The following is a 15,545-nucleotide window of genomic DNA, read 5'->3' as shown; positions in this document are numbered from 1 at the left end:
TGCCGCGTTCGGTGGCTACAAGAAGTCCGGCGTCGGCCGTGAAACCCACAAGATGATGCTCGATCACTATCAGCAGACCAAAAACCTGCTGGTGAGCTACGACATCAATCCGCTGGGCTTCTTCTAAAAACCGGGGGCGCTGCAGGAAATCCTGCGTCGCCCTCTCTACCGCCTTCGCCGGCAAGCCGGTCTCGCGCCCATTCGAAGGAAAATAAGGAAAAGCGAAGGCTGAACAAAAGCCATCCCAGTCGAGACGATGCTGAAGCTGAGTGCCGTCGGCTCAACCTATAGCAACTCGTCGGCTGGTCTAGCCGTTAGCATCAGTCGTGCTTTTTACCCATTGAGAGAGTGTGTTGGACATCGTCCAAGGCCTGCCATGGGAGGATTCCCAAAGGTGCCTTCACGCAGCCTGTTCCATGAAGAAATGCTTGGTCCCTGTCGAGTTCAGACTGCTGCGCATGGCAAGTCCTGCAGCTGACAACGCCGTGGGAAATCGTCCAGTTTGCATTCCATTCGAGAAGTTTTTCGGCCGGTGTCATTGGAGTAACACTCTCTGGGAACAACACGAGTTTGTCGAGTTTCCTAGCTTCTGTACGGACGACAAGGGCTGAGTCGCAGCAGTTCAATTTACCGACTGCTTATTGATGAGCTATACCCACTAATCTCCCATTGCGGTGCTTCCACACAGGACGTTGGCAATGAAACTCAGAAACTCATTTGCAGCGCTGATGGTCTGCGCCAGCCTCTTCGGCTGCACCACTTCATCAGACCATGGCGTGAGTATTCCTCTGGTTGCCACCCGGCAGAACACCGGTCAGATCGGCAATGTAACGTTGACCAGCTGGAGCAATAATCAAACCGGATTCAGTTTCTTCATCAGTGGTGTTCCAGGCGGAACGTCTCTGCCCTTGCGCCTTTATACCTTCATCAATAAAGGCAGCTGCCAGCAGCCCGGGCCCGTCGCCTACGCAATGAACGATCAGGTCAACACCGAACGCCAACCCATACGCGGCTGGGCGTTCTCGAGAGGCGCACCCGTCGCACTGCCGGTCCTGCTTTCCGGTGAGTACTCCGTCGTCGTGCGCACTGCTCCGGAAAGCGGCAACATCGATATTTTTTGCGCAAACCTCAGGCAAGGCGGCTCGCTGAAGTAGCCGCCAAGGCCCACATCGCGTACGAACCGCGCAGGCCAAAACGTGCGAAGAACGCCTGCATGTTCAGCGTGGCCAGATAGTAATTGGCGGTGTTGATCCGGGTTTGCGTGGCCCAGACAAACAACAATCCCCACAAGCCCATCCGCTGCAAAATCGCCATCACCACCGACACTTCGTTCAGCGCCCCGTCATGGCCGCCACCGCACCGAAGTGCGGCGTTGGCTTACCGTTTGGCATGACCCGCGCGATGCGGCGGGCAGAATCAGGAAGGGAACAGCTTGCTCAGGCAGCTGAGTTTTTTCTTGTAGGATCGTCGCGCTTCCAGCGCTTCTTCCAGGGTGACCGCTTTGAAGCGGGCCTTCTGGTTGGGTTGCATCTGGCCGATCAAGTCGAGGTCGGCGCTGATCACTGTGCCAATCATCGCGTAGCCGCCACCGGACACCGCGTCGCGGTGCAACACGATAGGCTCAAGCCCGGCCGGAACCTGGATCGAGCCGATCGGGTAGCAACTGTCGACGATATTCGACGGATCGGAACCGGCACCAAACGGCTGCTCACGGGGCTGAAACGTCAGCGCACTGCCGCCCTTGAAGCGGTAGCCGATGCGGTCGGCTTCCGAACCGACTGTCCAGGGCTCGGCAAAAAAACTATCCGCCGCCGCTGGAGTCAGGCGCTCGTAATACAGGCCCGGCACCACACGCAGGGTGATCTCGCCACCCAATGATTGCCGCAACGCCATGGGCAAACTGGCCCCGGCGCGGCTTTTACCGCTGGCGATACCGACGGGCAGTTCATCGCCGGCCACCAGCCTGCGCCCCTGAAAACCACCGAGTGCGCCCAACGCATAGGTGGAGCGACTGCCCAGCACCACCGGCACATCAATGCCACCGGCAACCGCCAGATAGGCGCGCGCGCCGGCCTTGGGAAAGTCAAAGCGCAGCACTTGCCCGGCCTTCACCGAGAACGCCGTGTCGTGGTGCATTTCCACACCATCGACACGTGGCGTCATGTGCGCACCGCACACCGCCACCAATGCATCCTCCTGAAATTCCAGCTCCGGCCCCAACAGTGAGCATTCCAGCGCTGCCGCCCCTGCCGGGTTGCCGACCAGCTGATTGGCCGCGCTCAGGGCGTATTGGTCGAGCGCACCGGAGGGTGGAATGCCCAGGTGGTAGTAACCTTCGCGGCCCAGGTCCTGTACCGAAGTGGCGAGACCGGGTTTGAGTACCTTGATCATGCCAGCACCTCCTGCAACGACTTGGGATAGCCAACGGGGTCGGCCAGGAACGCGTCCAGCGAGAACTCCACCGGACGAATCCGCAGATCAAAACGCCCCGCTTCCACTTCGGCAACGGCGTGGTCATACGCTTGGCGGTCCATCGGTTTGAACTGCACGATGTCGCCCGGACGGAAAAACACCATGTGCTCTTTCAGGTAGGCCAGGGTCTGCTGTGGGTCGTAGATCGGTGCCGGCGTGACACCAAACATCTGATAACCACCGGCGCCACGCACCGAGTAGATGCAACCGAAGCAACCGCCGTGACCGAGGGTCAGTTTCGGGGTGTCGGTACGGGGTCGCAGGTACTTGGGCACCTGCAACTGACGCTCACGCTCGACCATCTGGAACATGAACGGCAGGCCCGCGACGAAGCCGACCATCGAGACAAACCATGGCGCGCCACTGTGGGCGGCGATGAAGGCTTCGACGTCCGCCAGGCCGTTGATGCGCGCGGCGTACTCCAGGTCCGTGGCGCTCGGGTCCTGATGACGGTCGCGAAAACGCATCAGGGTTTCATGGGTCCAGGGATCGTTATAGAGCACCGGAATCTCGATGATCCGCGTCTGCAGCGTGCGTTCGGCGACCGCCTCGGCCTCGGCGATCTTCACCGCTTCAAGCAGGTCGAAAGGCGCAATGCGATCCGGGTCAAAACGAATCTGGAACGAGGCATTGGCCAGGCACACATCAAGCACGCCATCCAGCGCCAGACGCTCCACCGCGCGGGTGACCGCCAGGCCCTTGAAAAACGCTTCCAGGGACATGCTGTCGCTGACTTCGGCGAACAAATGTTCGTCGGCACCAAAGCTGTAGCGGATGGGAGTACTCATGCTTCACCTCCGCTGCGGCGCTCGGCCAGCCAGGTTTCCAGGGTGCCGGTGTGGAAGTCGGCGCTGTGCAGCCACGGTTGTTCCAGCAATTCACCGTGCAGCGCCAGGGTGTTGGCCATGCCGGTGAGTGTGGTCTGTTCCACCGCCCTGCGCGCGCGGGCCAAGGCTTCGGCACGGTCGCGACCGTGCACAATCAGCTTGGCCAAAAGCGAGTCATAGTACGGCGGCACGCGGTAGCCTTGGTAGAGATGGGTGTCGACACGCACCCCCTGCCCTTGCGGCCAGACCAACGCCTCGACCACGCCAGGGCTGGGGAAGAAATCCCGCGCCGGATCTTCAGCGTTCAGGCGCATTTGCAGCGCGGCACCGTTGAGCTGGATGTCACTCTGCTGGAAGCCCAGCGGCTCGCCACCGGCGATGCGCAACATCGCCTGGACCAGATCGATCCCGGTGATCAGCTCGCTGACCGGGTGTTCCACCTGGATCCGCGTGTTCATCTCGATAAAGAAAAACTCGCCCGTCGCATCGTCATACAGGTACTCCAGCGTCCCGGCGCCCTTGTAGCCCAGTGACTCGGTGAGGCGCACGGCGCTGGCGCAGAGCGTCTCGCGTTGTTGCTGGCTGAGTGCCGGCGACGGCGCTTCTTCAAAAATCTTCTGGCGCCGACGTTGCAGCGAACACTCGCGCTCGAACAGGTGCACGGCGTGCTGGCCATCGCCCAACACTTGCACTTCGATGTGCCGGGCCTTGCTGATAAACCGCTCCAGGTACACCGCGCCATTGCCAAATGCCGCCTGGGCTTCGCGCTGGGAACGGGGAAATTCTTCGCTTAGTTGCCGGGCGTTTTCCGCCAGGCGAATCCCCCGCCCGCCGCCACCGGCCGAGGCTTTGATCAGCAGTGGAAAACCAACGGATTCGGCCGCCTCGAGTGCCGACTCGACGTCGAACAGTTCACCCGGTGATCCCGGCACAACGGGTACGCCCGCCGCTTGCGCGGTACGCCGCGCCTCGGCTTTATCGCCCATGCGCCGGATCGTCTGCGGGCTCGGCCCGACGAAAATGGCGCCCGCCGCGAGGACGGCTTCGGCGAAATCGGCGTTTTCCGAGAGAAAGCCATAACCTGGATGTACCGCATTGGCACCCGTGGCTTTCAAGGCACCGAGCAATGCTTCGACGTTCAGGTAACTTTTGTCGGCGCGGGCGGGACCGAGCAGGTGCACCTCGTCAGCCATGCGCGCAGCCTGGGAGTCGATGTCCGCTTCGCTGCACGCGGCAACGGTGGGGATGCCCAGTGCTTTGGCGGCGCGGATAATCCGCACGGCAATCTCGCCACGGTTGGCGATCAGTAATTTACGAATGCCTTGAGTCATAATCGCGCCCTCACTCGTCGTCGAGTGTTGCAACGACCTGACCCGGTTCCACCGGATCGCCGTCTTCGACCAAAAATGCGCCAAGGCGACCGGCCGTCCCGGCGGTCAGTTCGGAAAACTGCTTCATGACCTCGATCAGGCCAATCACCGTGTCGGCGTTGACCTGCGCGCCCTCCTCGACGAAGTTAGCCGATTCGGGGGTCGCCTTGCGGTAGAAGGTCCCGGGCAATGGAGTAATGACAGTGTGTTCGGCCATGTCTGTTCCTCTTGGAATAGTTGTAGAAAGGCAGGCAAAAATGAATCGGTGTTTAAACCCTGGCGTCTGTGTGCCGGGTGTTTAGTGCTGATTCAGTGGGATAGCTCAGCGCGGTGCGCGAACCTTGATCCCGGCGCTATCAAGCGCGTTACGCGTAGCCTCGACCAACGCCAGGGCGCCCGGCGTATCGCTGTGCAAACAGATGGAATCGAATTCGATCGCCAGGTCCTGACCCTCGACTGTGCGTACCACGCCTTCCTGACAGGCACGCAGCACCCGCGCGGCCACCTGGGCCGGATCGTAGGCGCGCACGTTGCGGGTAAAGACGATGGAGCCGCTGAGGTCGTACTCGCGGTCGGCGTAGAACTCGCGGATGACCGGTTGACCGAGTTCCTTGGCGACGTGCCAGATCACTGAGCCGGGCATGCAATACAGCAGTAATTCAGGCTCCAGGCGTCGCAGGTTTACCACCAGCAACCGGGCGGCCTCCTCATCCCGGGCCAGGTGCATGTAGAGCGCGCCGTGGGGTTTGATGTGTTGCAGCGCCACCCCTTGAACCCGGGCGAGTTCACGCAGGGCGCCCAACTGGTAGAGCATGTCGTCCACCAGTTCCTGGGCCGGTGCATTGATGTGCCGACGGCCAAATCCCACCAGGTCGCGAAACCCTGGATGCGCGCCGATGGCTACGCCCAGGCGCTTGGCCTGCTCCACGGTGCGGCGCATGGTGCTGGGGTCCCCGGCATGAAAGCCGGTGGCGATGTTGGCCGAACTGATAAAGCCCATCAGCTCATTGTCGACGCCATCGCCGATGGTCCATGGACCGAAGCCTTCGCCCATGTCCGAGTTGAAATCTACTGCTTGCATGACACTTGCTCCCGACGCTTGTGACTTCATGCAAGCCACGTTAGATTCCTGCCAACCCCTTGGGAAGATCTATTATCAGAGGGGCCATCTTCTGAAAAACAGATAGCCTCTGAAAAACAGATACCCAAAAGTCCGGAGTGCTCATGTCACTGACCCTGCGCCAGGTCCGCTATTTCGTCGCCACCGCCGAGATCGGGCAAATTTCTCAAGCGGCCATTCATTTGAATATTTCCCAGTCGGCGGTGACCACGGCGATCAAGGAACTGGAAGGCATGCTTGGCACCCTGCTGTTCCAGCGTTCAGCCCAGGGCATGAGCCTGACCGATGCCGGGCGGCATTTTCTCAATCGGGCCTATGTGATCCAACGCAGCGTCGACGACGCGCTGAACAGCCCGCTGCCCGACGTCCGCGCCAGCGGGCTGCTGCGCCTGGCCGCCAGCTATACGGTGATCGGCTACTTCCTGCCGCACCACCTGCAACGGCTTGAACACTGGCACCCGGACGTGGCCATCGAAGTCCACGAACAAGAACGCCAGGCCATCGAACAAGGCTTGCTGGAAGGCCGATTCGACATGGCGGTGGTGCTCACCGCCAACCTCACGCACCCGGACATCGTCTCGGAAATCCTGTTCAACTCCGAACGCCGGCTCTGGCTGCCCAGCCACCATCCACTGTGCGAACGCTCCGCCGTCAGCCTCGCCGACGTGGCGAAGGAACCCTACATCCTGTTGACCGTCGACGAAGCCGAACAAAGCGCCATGCGTTATTGGGAACACGCGCACCAACAACCCAACGTGCGCGTGCGAACCAGCTCCGTGGAAGCGGTGCGCAGCATGGTTGCCAATGGCAGCGGCGTGGCGATCCTCTCGGACCTGGTGCATCGCCCCTGGTCGCTGGAAGGCAAACGCATCGAAACCCTGACGGTCACCGACAAGGTCACCCCCATGAGTGTCGGCCTGGCCTGGCATCGTGAACGCAATTTCAGCCCGGCCATGCAAGCGTTTCGTAACTACTTCCACGATGCCTTTCTGGCGCCGCAACAGTTATCTGCGCGACGTTGAAAGAAGATGGCTTAACGACCTGTCGATAGTTCTTGCGAGCGCCGATGAGCCGCTTGCGTTGCCGCTTCAATCAAGCGGCGAAGCGCCTGGTCCTGCTCGAAGACGGCAATTGCCGCTGCAGTCGTGCCTTTGGGTGAGGTGACGGCGGTACGTAAATCGACAATGTTCGCGTCTTCCCGAACCTGCTGGCAAGCGGCGCCAAAAGCGGTCTGTGTGGCCAGATCAAGCGCCAATTCGGGCGTCAGCCCGAGAAGGACTCCGGCCTCGACCAAGGCTTCACTGAACAGGTGGTAGTAGGCCGGACCACTGCCTGAAATAGCGGTGACTGCATCGAGCAGGCTTTCGTGCTCGAGCCAGTAGCTGCGTCCCACACTGTCGAACAATCGGCTGACCAAGGCACGGCGCGCGTCATCGAGCCTCGAATCGGTGTATAGCGCTGTGCAACCGGCCTTGACCAGCACCGGGGTATTGGGCATGGCTCGAATCACCGGGCAGCGCCGCGAGAGGGCATGATCCAAGGCTTGGGTCGTGATACCGGCGGCGACTGAAATGACCACCGCGCCCTTGCAGATAATGTCGGGCAGGGACGCCGCGACGCTACACACTTTGTCGGGTTTGACCGCGATGACAATCAGTTCGAATGTCTGCTGCGTAAGCGCTTGCATATCCTCGTACAAGGCTGCCCTGAGACCGGGAGGCTGATGCGGGTCAATAGCGCTGATGGTGTCCACCAGGCCCGTTGCCAGCCAAGCTTCGCCGATGGCGCTGCCCATACGTCCGTAGCCAATAAAAAGAACGTTCATGATGTGTTCCCCCCAGTCAGTCGCATGACTTGTTTTAAGAAAGATGCATCGTGTCAGCTCAGGCTTTGCGCTTGGCCGAAATCGAAGAAGCGGTGGAAATCAGCAGATCGGCGTAGCGTTGCATATCCCGCTCCGCGACCCAGCGCGAGCGCGACACCGCCACGTTAACCGCGCCAATCCCGCGCCCCGACCCATCCAGAATGGCCGCGGCAGTAGAAACATCACCGTAGAAGAACTGGTCCTCGACATGGGCAAAACGTTGCTGGCGGACCTGCTCCACGTGTGCCCAGATCTGCCCACGGTCGGTGATGGTGGCCGGGGTGTGCTGGACAAACTGACTCCGGTCGAAGATATCGTTGACCTCGTCATCCGGGTAGGTGGCGAGCAGCGCCAGGCCGGGAGCGGTACACCACGCGGGCAAGCGCGTACCGACAATGACGTTGGCATTGAAGACGTGACGACTGACGATCCGCTGGACGAAGACGATGTCTGTGTTGTCCATCACGGTGAGGTTGGTCGCTTCTTCGGTTTCCGCGCTCAGTTGCTGCAGATAGGGCGCGGCGCGGTTCACCAGCTCGCTGGAGCTGAGGTAGTGGAAGGTGAAATCGAGCAGCTTGGGGGACAACTCGTATTTCTTGCCATGGTCCTTGTTCAAGTAACCCAAGGTGGCGAGCGTATAGGTGAAGCGTTGCGCTGCGCTGAGGTCCATGCCGGTCAGCCCGGCAATTTCCGATAACGACAATTGCCGCTGGCTGCCATCGAAGGCCATGAGTACTTTCATGGCTTTCTCCACGGACTGCACGTACAGCGAGGAAGCGGTGGGGTCAGTTACCGTTTTTTTCGGCAAGCGGGGATTAGCCATAAGTACATTACATCGCGTCGTGAAGGAAATAGTGGGGTTTGTACGACATAGTCTATCGCTATTCACTGAATGCCTGTCGCTTGGCGCGAACTCATGACCAATTCCCGGGTGTCCCCGCTTGAGCTTGTCGCTACGGGTGGCGCCCCTGCCCGTCCCACGCACCTTCGATGGTTCGCGCCAGCAGGTGTTTCTTGATTCGCTCGCTGGGTGTCATCTCGAAACGGTCGATCCGCTGGTAGTAACGCGGTTGCTGGTAAGACGCCAATCGCTGGCCCGCCCATTGAACGACGGCGGGCCAATCAGCTACCGCGTTATCCTCGAACTGCACATAAAGCAGGATCTCCTGCTCGCCAATCGTCGATTCCACGCCCACGGCGGCACAGGCATGCACCGCCGGATGACTGCTGAAAACGCGCTCCACTTCCCACGCCGAGACGTTCTCACCGCGTACTCGCATGCTGTCGGTGCGTCGTCCGACGAAAAACAAATCGCCGTCGGCGTCGAAGCGGGCCATATCGCCGGTGTGCAACCGTCCGTTGCGCAGCGCCTGTGCAGTGGCTGTGGGGTTTTCCAGATAGCCGGGTAGAAAAACCCCTTCGACGGGACTGGACAAAACGATCTCGCCCAACTGCCCAACGGCTACCGGCTGGTTCTCGGCGTCCAGCAGTTCGACGGTCAACCAGGGCAAAGCCTTGCCCACCGAACCCGGTTTGTTGTTGGCGTTGAGGGTGGCGAAACTGGCGCACTCGGTCATCCCATAGCATTCGCGCAATCGGCAGCCGAAGCGTTTTTCGATAGCCGCCCAGTTATTCAGCGACACCCCGGCCCCCCACAGCGTGCGCAGACTATGACGCACAGGCCAGGTGGCGGGATCCTGTTGCATGAGGATATCGAGCACCCCGCCCAGATAATGCAATTGCGTCGCCCCGACCGCTTCACATTGGGCCCAGAAACGGCTCGCGGAGAAGCGTTGCACCACATTCAATTGCACGTCGGCCAGAAACGGCAGCAGCAACATCTGCGCGCCACCGATATGGCACAAGGGTTCCCATAGCAGCAGACGGTCGCCAGCTTGCACATCGGCCACCAACAGCACGGCCTCGCCGGCGATGCGCATCATGCGATGGGTGAAAATCACACCCTTGGGCGCTCCGGTCGTGCCCGAGGTATAAATCAGGCATAGCGCGGCATCACTGTCGCTGTCGACCCACTGCAGAGGTGCATCCGCCCAGGCCTGGGCGGCACGGTGCAACGCATCTATCGACCGGTACGGCAGAGCGCCTGCCGCACCTTGTCGCAGCAGCGGCTCAAACTCGTCGTCAGCCACCACCAAATCGGGCCTGGCATGTTCGAACGGGTAATCCAGACCCGGACCGCGCAGCCGGGTATTGATCGGAATCCACACCAACCCGGACAGAATCAACGCGTAGATCAGCACAATCTGCTCGTCGCTGTTGCCCAGCATCACCGCCACCCTTTGCCCGGGTTTCAGCCCCTGCGCGGCCAACACAGCTTGCAGCGCCGCCACCCGCGCGCGCAGTTCGCCCGTTTGCAGCGAACGCCCCTCGAAGGTGATGCGCACCCGGCTGTCATCGTTCATCAGGCCGGCGTGAATCAGCGGCGCGGCGGTCAATTGGTCATTGGCAATGCGCTGCAAAAAATATTCGCTAGGAAAGTTATGCATCGTTCAGGCGCCTTGGCGTTTGGAAAGAGAGCGTCGAGCGACCCATTGGGCAACCACAACGAACAGCACGATGAAGCCCAGCAGCGTGGTGGAAACCGCGGCCAGCGTCGGTGTGAGCGCCAACTGGATGCTGTCCCACATTTGCTTGGGCAACGTGGTGTTGATACCGCCACTGACAAAGATGGCGACAGTCAGGTCGTCGAACGAGGTAATGAACGCCAGCAGGAACGCCGACATCAGGCTGCCCGCCATCAGCGGCAGGGTCACCGTCCGCAACCGGGTGAAGGTGCCGGCGCCGAGGATGCGTGCAGCATCGTCCAGGCGCATGTCGTATTGCCGGAACGCTGCCGCGAGGGTCACCACCACGTAGGGCAACGCCAGCACCGTATGCCCGAGAACCAGGCCCAGGTCCTTGCCGGCCAGGCCCAGCCGCGAGAACAGGTAAAGCAGCCCCAGGGCGATCACGATACGCGGCACGATAAGGGGCGCAATGAACAGCGCAAACAGGCCCTTGCGCCAGCGTGCCGACATGCGGGTCATGGCCATGGTCGCGCCAAACCCGAGCACCAATGCCAGCAACGCCGTCGCCAACCCCACGCCGAAGGAGCGCAACAAGGCCGCCTGCCACACCGGGGAGGTGAAAAACTCGGCGAACCATTTGAAGCTGTAGAGCTTGGGCGGGAAAGCAATGAATGGACTGCTGGTAAAGGCCAGGGGAATCACCACCAACACCGGCAAAATCAAGAGCAAGACCAGCAACAGACTGTAGCCGGGCAGCATCACCCCATCACCGCCCCGCGCACGCCCTGAACTGAATCGCGAGCAGAAGTGGCCGATGGCGAACAACAGGCGCAGACCCAGACCCGACTGACGGCCCTTGGGCGCCTCTCCGCCAAGGGAGGACAGCCCCGCGACCCGGTCGTAGATCACGAACACCAGCAACGAACAGATCAGCAGCACCACCGACAGTGCCCCGGCAAAGTGCATGTCGAACAGATCGAGCACCGAGGAGATGACCAACTGCGCAACCATCATTTCCCGCGGCGAGCCCAGCAGCGCGGGTACGATGAAGAAGCCCAGGCTGGTAATGAACACCAGCAGCGCGGCAGCGGCGATGCCCGGCGCCGACAATGGCAGGAAGATGCTGAAGAAACTCATCGGGCCGCTGGCGCCGAGGGTTTGCGCGGCGGGCGCCAGGCGTTGATCGATACTGCGCATGATCGGCAGCAGTGTGATGACAGCCAACGGCAGCATCGAGTGAACCATGCCGATCAGCACGCCGGACAATGCCGGCACCATCCCCGACGGATTGTCGATGAACTGCGCCACCATGGTGGTGACCAGCCCCTTGCGCGACAGCAACAGCATCCAGGCGTAAGTCTTGACCAGATAGCTGGTCCAGAACGGCAGCATGATCCAGATCATCCAGCGCTCGCGTCCCTTGGGCGACAAGCGCGTCAGGAGATAAGTCACCGGATAGGCCAACAGCACCGAGAGTATTGCGGTGAGTGCCGAAATCCAGAAGGTCATGCCCAGCACCCGGCCATACACCGGGGTCGACGCGATGCGCTCGAAGTTGCTCAGGCTCAGCTCGCCGCTGGTGTTCTGGAAACTGCCCATCAGCATTTCCGCTACCGGCAACAGAAAGAACACACCGAGGAACAGCAGCGCCGGGATCGCCGGCAGCAGGCGTTTAGGCAGGCTCATGGGTGCACCTGCGCAGGCAACAAGGTGGCACGGTGAGCGTCCCAGGCGATTCCGACGTCATCCCCGACACGAGGGTTGATATGTCGAGCGCAGCGCACGCTGAACCGGGCACCCGAAGGCAGCCGGATCAAGGCACGCGTATCGCTGCCCAGGAACACGCATTCATCGACACTGCCCACCAGCAAGCCCGCGCCTGGCTCGGTCAGGCGCGCCGCTTCCGGGCGCACCAGGACGAAGGCATCGGTGCTGTCGACGTTGGCCGACACTTCATGCCCGACACAGCCGCTGAGTTCCAGCAGGCGCCCTTCGACATGCAACTGCGTGGCGTTGGCACGCTTGCCCTGCAGCACGTTGGAGTGACCGATGAACTCGGCGGCGAACAGGCTGGCCGGACGATCGTAGAGTTCCTGCGGCGTGGCCAGCTGTTCTATGCGTGCCTTGTTCATCAGGCAAATGCGATCGGACAGGGTCAGCGCTTCTTCCTGATCATGCGTGACATAGATGAAGGTGGCCCCCAGTTCCTTGTGCATGCGGCGAATTTCCAGCTGCATGTGCTCACGCAGGTTTTTGTCCAGGGCGCCGAGGGGTTCGTCGAGCAGGATGACCGAAGGCCGATAAGCGAAGCAGCGCGCCAGGGCAATACGCTGCTGTTGCCCGCCGGAGAGTTCGCTGGGATATCGATGGGCGAACTCGTGCATGCGCACCATGTTCAGCGCATCGTCGACTGCGCTTTCGAGCTTGCGCTTCTCGTACTTGCGCATGCGCAGACCGTAGGCAACATTGTCGCGCACACTCATGTGCGGGAACAGCGCATAGCTCTGGAACACCAGGCCGATGCCGCGCTTGCCCGGTGCGATGTGCGTGGCTTCCTGGCCGTCGATCAGCAGTTGCCCGCTGCTCGGCGGCACCAGCCCCGATATCATCTGCAGCAGGGTCGATTTGCCCGAACCTGAAGGTCCCAGCAGGGTCAGAAACTCCCCTTCGCGCACTTGGATATCGGTGGGTTGCAGCGCGACGAACTGGCCATAGGTCTTGCCCAGCCCACGTGTTTCAAGTTTTACGCTCATGCAACGACTCCCTTACGACAAGATCCAGGCGTTGAAACGTTCAGTCACCTGAGTACGGTTCGCTTCCCACCATTGGGGGCTGGGCAGGCGCATGTTTTTCAGGTTCTGCGGCGCCGTCGGAAGCAGCGCTGCCCGTTCGGCGGGGATTTGCTCGAAGGACTTGCGATTGGTCGGGCCGTAGGCCAGGTCATCGGTGAACGCGGCCTGGCGCTTTGCATCGGCGCAAAAACGCACGAATTGCTTGGCCATGTCAGCGCGAGGGGTACCTTTGGGAATGGCCCACCCTTCAATGGAATACAGCCCCTGGTTCCAGACGATCTGCACCGGAGCACCGTTCTCCAGCGCGGCCTGGGCGCGACCGTTCCAGATCGAAATCAGGTCCACTTCGCCACTCTGAATGGCTTGCATGGCCTGGGCCCCGGAGGTCCACCACAGGTCGATGTGTGGCTTGATCCTGTCCAGACTTTTGAAGGCACGGTCGACGTCCAGCGGATACAGCGCGTCCAGCTCTACGCCGTCTGCCAGCAAGGCCTGTTCCAGGGTGTCCAGCGGACTACGGCGAAGGCAGCGCCGGCCCGGGAATTTCTCGACGTTCCAGAAATCCGCCCACGACTGCGGGGCATTGCTCAAGGTATCGGTGCGATACGCCAGAACGGTGGAGTACACATCGACACCCAGGAAATTCGGGGTGATGGCCTCGGGCAGCAAGTCCGGAAACTCCGCGCTGCTCAGACCGATAGGTTCGAGGAAACCCTGGCTTTCCAGGTAGGGGATGTCCGCGGAAATCGTCAGGGTCGTGACATCCCATACGAAGTTGCGGGTCTTGACCATGGCCGAGAGCTGCGCGACCGGCTGCGCTTCGCGGGCGACGCTGATCACCTTGATGCCAGTGGCTTGTTCGAACGGGTCGTAGAACGCTTTGCGGTAGGCCTTGGTATAAGGGCCACCGGGGTCGGAAACAATAATCTGGCGATCGGATGCACGCACAACGCTCGGCAAGCTGCAGGCCAGCGCGAGGGTCATGCCTGCCTTGAGCAGATTTCGACGGTCAGGGCTTTCTGGGTTGCTCATGAAGGACTCCTGCGAAAAACGAAAGCATCGATAAAAGGCGAAGACATCGGCAGTTCACAAGGTCGTGGGGGTTGCCGGTGAGGGTACATTGCCGCCGCCGTGCGCATTGTTGTAGCCACCGGCCGTGCAGGCCGGCGGCGAGTTTCGAGTTGTGAATCAGGCCTGCTTGGCCCGCTGTTGGAAAAACGCTTCCATCATGCGCGCAGGCTCACCGGAGTCGTACGCCTCTTTCTGCAAGCGTCGGCCGGCTTCAATCGAGTTCTTGAAGTCGGGGTCGCTCATCTCGCGAAAACGCTGCTTGTCCAGGCGCATGGCGACCGGCGGCTTGTTCGCCAGTTCGTTGGCCACTTGCAGGGCTTTGGCGAACACTTCGTTGGCCGGCACCATGTAGTGAATCAGGCCGATGCGATGGCATTCTTCGGCGTCCATCAGGCGTCCGGTCAAGGTCAGCTCGATGGTCCGCGACATCCCCAGCATGCTGTTCATGATCCATGGCCCGGTGGTGCTTGGAATGCCGGAATTGATCTCGGGCTGGCCCATGCGCACACCCGGATGACCGACACGGATATCACCCAGCAACGCGACCTGGAACGCAGAGCCGGCGGCAGTGCCGTTCAGCGCGATGACCAGCGGCTTGGACAGCCCCCGCAGGGTGGCGTAGTAACGCTCCCATTCACCGACCCATTGCACCGCGCGCTCACCATCAAAATCATGGGCTTCGGAGAGGTCTTGCCCCGCCGAAAAGGCACGATCCCCAGCGCCGGTCATGATCAACGCCTTGATAGACGTGTCAGCGTCGTAAGCCAGCAAGGCATCAATGATTTCGTTACGCATGGCCGTGGTCCAGGCGTTGAGGACTGCCGGACGATTGAGGGTGATAACTGCCACGGAACCTTGAGTTTCTAGCACAATGTTTGACATGGTTATCTCTATGCAATAGTTAATGTCTAATTACGATATTACTAAATTGATTTACCCGCAAGCAGAAAAATCGCGCTCGAGGTGGGTCATCTGAGGGGGGTCATCGGGAGCTATTCAGGGCGATGGCGTGGCGTTTCGGCGGCGGCCTCATTCAGCGTTGGTCATGACCTTTCAGCGAGCTGGCTGAGGTCCAGCAGTTGGGCATGAACTGGACCTATGCATAGCGTCCCGAGCGTCCGAACATAGCCCTCTGCAATTTCCGGTGAATACCGAAAATGGAGGAATGACCCGCTGCCTCGCTGCCCTGACGGGCAGCTGTCACTTGCATCTCATTAATACAATCATAGAGAGTGCAGAATGAAGTTCAGCTTTGTAGAAAACAGCAATCCGAGCCGTCGGCGCGTTCTACGCGATGCCTTCACCCTGGCTTTGGCGGCCTCGCCGCTGGCTAGCCTGGCCAAGGCCGCCGCCGAACCCAAGGCGGTTGATGAAAACGCCGAAGACGTGACCTTTGCGGCTGGCCCGCGGCCGCTGGTGCAATATCCGCAAAAACGACCGCTGACCCTGGTGACCACTCGCCCGCCGCACCTGGAGACGCCCTTCGCTGTCTTCAACGAAG

Annotated in this window: 15 protein-coding genes and 2 pseudogenes; 4 read left to right on the top strand and 13 right to left on the bottom strand. The window is 60.9% G+C overall.

Features of this window, described 5'->3' with window-relative positions:
* Window positions 1-127, top strand: a 127-nt coding sequence (locus tag F8N96_RS34435; RefSeq protein ID WP_003137649.1) for an aldehyde dehydrogenase family protein, incomplete at its 5' end; no start/stop codon positions are given.
* Between the two features lie 571 nt (window positions 128-698).
* Window positions 699-1,154 carry a hypothetical protein gene (locus tag F8N96_RS34430; protein ID WP_150801582.1) on the top strand — a complete coding sequence of 152 codons (456 nt, stop codon included), beginning with the start codon at window positions 699-701 and terminating at the stop codon, window positions 1,152-1,154.
* A 4-nt stretch (window positions 1,155-1,158) separates the two neighbouring features.
* Here F8N96_RS34430 and F8N96_RS34425 read toward each other — a convergent pair.
* The 6 genes and pseudogenes from F8N96_RS34425 to F8N96_RS34400 form a co-directional block, all read right to left on the bottom strand.
* Window positions 1,159-1,347, bottom strand: a pseudogene (locus F8N96_RS34425) (allantoin permease); the annotation flags it as partial.
* 69 nt (window positions 1,348-1,416) lie between these two features.
* Window positions 1,417-2,391 (bottom strand): biotin-dependent carboxyltransferase family protein, encoded by a 975-nt coding sequence (locus F8N96_RS34420; protein ID WP_150801581.1) that lies wholly within the window; start codon window positions 2,389-2,391, stop codon window positions 1,417-1,419.
* Entirely contained in the window at window positions 2,388-3,260 is an 873-nt protein-coding gene (locus F8N96_RS34415) for a 5-oxoprolinase subunit B family protein (protein WP_150801580.1), read from the bottom strand. Before F8N96_RS34415 ends, F8N96_RS34420 begins: the two co-directional genes overlap by 4 nt.
* Window positions 3,257-4,630 (bottom strand): acetyl-CoA carboxylase biotin carboxylase subunit, encoded by a 1,374-nt coding sequence (locus tag F8N96_RS34410; RefSeq protein ID WP_150801579.1) that lies wholly within the window; start codon window positions 4,628-4,630, stop codon window positions 3,257-3,259. The genes F8N96_RS34415 and F8N96_RS34410 overlap by 4 nt, the downstream gene beginning before the upstream one ends.
* Before the next feature lie 10 nt (window positions 4,631-4,640).
* Window positions 4,641-4,886: an acetyl-CoA carboxylase gene (locus F8N96_RS34405; protein ID WP_128869342.1), complete on the bottom strand. Its 246-nt coding sequence runs from the start codon at window positions 4,884-4,886 to the stop codon at window positions 4,641-4,643.
* A gap of 105 nt (window positions 4,887-4,991) precedes the next feature.
* Window positions 4,992-5,750 carry a 5-oxoprolinase subunit PxpA gene (locus tag F8N96_RS34400; protein ID WP_150801578.1) on the bottom strand — a complete coding sequence of 253 codons (759 nt, stop codon included), beginning with the start codon at window positions 5,748-5,750 and terminating at the stop codon, window positions 4,992-4,994.
* Between the two features lie 143 nt (window positions 5,751-5,893).
* Here F8N96_RS34400 and F8N96_RS34395 point away from each other — a divergent pair, with 143 nt between their 5' ends.
* The gene (locus tag F8N96_RS34395; protein ID WP_138968081.1) at window positions 5,894-6,811 is read left to right on the top strand and encodes a LysR family transcriptional regulator; all 918 of its coding nucleotides are present in this window, start codon (window positions 5,894-5,896) and stop codon (window positions 6,809-6,811) included.
* 11 nt (window positions 6,812-6,822) lie between these two features.
* Here the strand turns inward: F8N96_RS34395 and proC are convergent, their stop codons facing one another.
* From proC to F8N96_RS34360, 7 genes are all read right to left on the bottom strand, one after another.
* Entirely contained in the window at window positions 6,823-7,614 is a 792-nt protein-coding gene (proC, locus tag F8N96_RS34390) for a pyrroline-5-carboxylate reductase (RefSeq protein WP_224789633.1), read from the bottom strand.
* 58 nt (window positions 7,615-7,672) lie between these two features.
* Window positions 7,673-8,476, bottom strand: a complete 804-nt coding sequence (locus F8N96_RS34385) for an IclR family transcriptional regulator (RefSeq protein WP_263596472.1) — start codon at window positions 8,474-8,476, stop codon at window positions 7,673-7,675.
* Between the two features lie 130 nt (window positions 8,477-8,606).
* Window positions 8,607-10,160, bottom strand: a complete 1,554-nt coding sequence (locus tag F8N96_RS34380) for an AMP-binding protein (protein ID WP_150801575.1) — start codon at window positions 10,158-10,160, stop codon at window positions 8,607-8,609.
* A gap of 3 nt (window positions 10,161-10,163) precedes the next feature.
* Window positions 10,164-11,867 carry an ABC transporter permease subunit gene (locus tag F8N96_RS34375; RefSeq protein WP_150801574.1) on the bottom strand — a complete coding sequence of 568 codons (1,704 nt, stop codon included), beginning with the start codon at window positions 11,865-11,867 and terminating at the stop codon, window positions 10,164-10,166.
* Window positions 11,864-12,934, bottom strand: coding sequence for an ABC transporter ATP-binding protein (locus F8N96_RS34370; RefSeq protein WP_150801573.1), 1,071 nt, complete (start codon window positions 12,932-12,934; stop codon window positions 11,864-11,866). Before F8N96_RS34370 ends, F8N96_RS34375 begins: the two co-directional genes overlap by 4 nt.
* A 12-nt stretch (window positions 12,935-12,946) precedes the next feature.
* Entirely contained in the window at window positions 12,947-14,005 is a 1,059-nt protein-coding gene (locus F8N96_RS34365) for an ABC transporter substrate-binding protein (protein ID WP_150801572.1), read from the bottom strand.
* Window positions 14,006-14,161: 156 nt separating this feature from the next.
* Window positions 14,162-14,926 carry an enoyl-CoA hydratase/isomerase family protein gene (locus tag F8N96_RS34360; protein ID WP_150801571.1) on the bottom strand — a complete coding sequence of 255 codons (765 nt, stop codon included), beginning with the start codon at window positions 14,924-14,926 and terminating at the stop codon, window positions 14,162-14,164.
* A gap of 357 nt (window positions 14,927-15,283) precedes the next feature.
* On the opposite strand from F8N96_RS34360, the pseudogene F8N96_RS34355 reads away from it, so the two are divergent.
* A pseudogene (locus F8N96_RS34355) lies at window positions 15,284-15,545 on the top strand (oxidase); the annotation flags it as partial.

It is taken from the genome of Pseudomonas fluorescens (assembly GCF_902497855.1).
GTDB classification, from domain to species: domain Bacteria; phylum Pseudomonadota; class Gammaproteobacteria; order Pseudomonadales; family Pseudomonadaceae; genus Aquipseudomonas; species Aquipseudomonas fluorescens_BI.
The sequence above is the reverse complement of the archived record's forward strand: the minus strand, read 5'-3'. Positions and strand labels throughout refer to the sequence as shown.